General features: G+C 48.1%; 3 protein-coding genes and 1 pseudogene. All 4 read right to left on the bottom strand.

Annotated features, from left to right (window positions below):
- The coding region (gene fni, locus SPADD19_RS00230; protein WP_061454886.1) for a type 2 isopentenyl-diphosphate Delta-isomerase at positions 1-997 on the bottom strand (997 nt) is incomplete at its 3' end.
- Positions 994-2001 (bottom strand): phosphomevalonate kinase, encoded by a 1008-nt coding sequence (locus SPADD19_RS00225; RefSeq protein WP_061454885.1) that lies wholly within the window; start codon positions 1999-2001, stop codon positions 994-996. The genes fni and SPADD19_RS00225, both read right to left, overlap by 4 nt.
- Positions 1991-2941, bottom strand: a complete 951-nt coding sequence (gene mvaD / locus SPADD19_RS00220) for a diphosphomevalonate decarboxylase (RefSeq protein WP_061454884.1) — start codon at positions 2939-2941, stop codon at positions 1991-1993. The genes SPADD19_RS00225 and mvaD overlap by 11 nt, the downstream gene beginning before the upstream one ends.
- Positions 2923-3126: pseudogene (locus SPADD19_RS12120) on the bottom strand (mevalonate kinase); the annotation flags it as partial. The gene mvaD and the pseudogene SPADD19_RS12120, both read right to left, overlap by 19 nt.

Raw genomic sequence — 3126 nt, 5'->3', positions numbered from 1 at the left:
TCTGTTGATTTGCTTGCCACAATTTTCCATAGAGGAGATAGTCGACTTCACGGAGCTCTTTCAGGTTCTGACAACCGAGCGCACAAAGGAGCAATCTGAGGTCTTCTTTCCATCCTTGGACAAGGACGATCACTTCTTCAATGCTCTTAGTCTCTACCATCTCAAGAAAAACGCGGGAAAGTCCTACGCCACGTGCTCCAAGGACCAAGGCCTTGACCATATCAAGGGGATGACGGATGCCCCCACTTGCTAGGACCTCAACCTGATCTATCTGATCCTGTAACTGTAAGAGACTCTGCGCAGTTGACTGTCCCCAATCATCCAGATAAGCGCGATTGCCACCACGACGATTCTCAATATAGGCAAAACTAGTACCACCACGTCCAGAAATATCAACGGTTTTAATCCCAGCCTCTAGCGCTGCCTGAACTGTTTTGGGATCCATACCAAAGCCAACTTCCTTCAGGACTACAGGTACAGGAAAGCCCTGCCCATAGCTCTTGAGATGGTCTTTCCAAGTGTGGAAAATCCGCTCCCCTTCGGGCATGAGCAACTCTTGCATCAGATTCACATGGACTTGAAGAAAGAGGGGGTGTAGCTCTTCCACTGTCCGCAAGCCCAAATCTGGCTCTTTATCGATGCCAATGTTGGTTGCTAAAAGAAGACGAGGATGGTCTTTTTTGACCGCATACGATTGATCGTTCGGATCCTTCAGTGCTGCGCTGTAAGAGCCAGTCACAAAGAGAATCCCACAGGCTTCGGCTACTGCTGCCAACTTTTGATTGATCTCTTTGGCCCGTTTACTCCCGCCTGTCATGGCATTGATATAAAAAGGAACCTCCCAATCACGCCCTGCGAAATGGGTTGTCAAATCAATCTCCGCTAGATCCACAAGGGGGAGGGATCGGTGAATCAGCTCGATCTCATCAAAGCTATTATAGGAGGAGCTTTGCTCCAAGGCATAGCGAATATGCTGGTCTTTTCGATTTTCGCTCACGAATCTACCATCCTTTCTTGGTAAATGACTTCAATATTCTTTTCCTTCCAGCGCTCTATCAAGGTCTGAGTCTCAACTGGGTCAAAACTAAGGGCGATTCCACAGTCGCCTCCTCCAGCACCACTGGATTTGGCACAGACAGAAAGGCCCTCTGTCGCTTCTTGCAGCTCTTTTAGAGCTGGGGTATAGATCAAAGGGTTCAAAGACTTTAGGTTCTTATCGGCACGTTTGATACTGGCCTCAATTTCCCTTTGTTTCCCTTCACGGAGACCTTTTTCAAGATTCTTCACTGCGCTCTGGCTTTCCTGAAGAAAATCTTCCTTAATCGCTCCCTTGACCTGGCGGATCAAATCACTTGAAATCGCTGGTTCCTTGGTCCAACCGACCAGAAAATTATAAGCGACTGCTGGCTGGATCGAGCAGATCTGGTAGTCCCAATCCAGGTCTAAAACTTGTGACAGGGGCTGAGAATTCAAAACTTCATGCAACCAAGTCCGATCAAAGGATTGGTAATAAATCAAGTCCTCGTAGGCAATACAAGCCAAATCGCCCATGGAACCATTGTCCCCTCTTTGCACCAAGACCACTGCTGCTAGTCGAAAGAGCAGGTCCGGATGTAGGTCTAGTTCATACAGAGCAGCCATGGCCTTGATCACGAGCAAGACCACACTTCCGCTGGAACCAATCCCATACTTTTTCCCCTCTTCGCCCAACGTCCCTCTAAGGTGAAGATCAAAGGGTTTAGGGGATATCCCCTGATCTTTCAGCCACTCTTCCATGAGCTGTATGGTCTCTTGAATCAAGGCGTAGTCCTTATTTGGGGTCAAATCCACCTGGTAACCAAAAAGGTCTGAGGCTAGCTGGTAGGCTGTTGCTTCTTGGATGGTAGCTGACAGATAAATGGGAATAAACTGAATCACAGCTCCATAACCAGGTGTTAGCACTGCGTATTCTCCAGCTAGATAGAGCTTGCCTCCGGTCTGTACCTGATACTTAGTCTTCATCTTGAGGATCCTTTGTCTTAGATACGATGGTCCGATAGCGGGCATCAAATAAAGGCACCAGCTGATCCAAGTCTTCTTCTAAACAGAGAACCTTAACGTTTGGCCCTGCATCCATAGTAAAGTAACAAGCATGGCCTGCAACGCGAAGCTCACGGACAAATTCCATAGCTTTGTGGCTTTCTTCTGTCAAGTAGCTAAAGGCTGGAGTGGCTGTTCTAGTCGTCGCATGCATAGCAAGGGCATTGCGCTCTGTCAGCTGACCGACCTGTTCAAAATCATTGCCGGCTAGATAGCCCAGCATGTCCTTGTAATCTTGCCGAGACTCTTCGATCCATTCTTTGAAATTAGTCGAAGTCTCCATGCAGCGTTTCATCCCTTCCCGGCTGGAAACGGGCTTTTGCTTGTCATTGAGGACCAACATGATCATTGCTAATTTCAGGTCTGTCTTGACCTTATAAATTTCTCCACTTTCTTTGTCCCAGGCTGCTAAGGGACCAAAGAAAGACCGTGAAGAAGAACCCGAAGCAAACTTGGCCTTTTGAGCTAATTCCTCCTGGCTCAAGCCCAAATCATAGTACTGATTGCAAGCCTTGACGAGAGCAGAGAGCCCGCTCGAGCTAGAGGACAAGCCTGCTGCGGTTGGCATGTTGTTGCTGGTATCCACCCGAACAAATCCCGCTTCATTTAATGGCTTCAAGCCATCAATCACAGCTCCAATTTTGGCTTGCTCAGCTGGATTTTGGAATTCCCCATCGATGTAAAATTCATGCGCAGTCGCATCTGCTGGCAAGGGAGAGAGACTCGTCTCTGTATACATATTCTCTAAGGTCAACGAAATCGAACTGGTCGAAGGGACCATCTGTTTGGCATCTTCTTTTCCCCAGTATTTGATAATCGCGATATTGGCATAGGACTTAGCCTTTACAGGTTTTCGATCCATGTATGGTGCGCTCCTTCTTTTTCTAATGCATGGGCAATGGTTGCTGCTTCACGAGAATCCTTGACGAGGGCAATCACACAGCCACCAAGACCGCCTCCGCTCATTTTAGCGCCTAAGGCCCCATTTTCAAGGGCAATGGCGACCAAGTGGTCTGCTTTTTCACAACTGACCCCCACGGCTCTCAA

It is taken from the genome of Streptococcus parasanguinis, assembly GCF_001578955.1.
GTDB lineage: Bacteria > Bacillota > Bacilli > Lactobacillales > Streptococcaceae > Streptococcus > Streptococcus parasanguinis_U.
The sequence above is the reverse complement of the archived record's forward strand: the minus strand, read 5'-3'. Positions and strand labels throughout refer to the sequence as shown.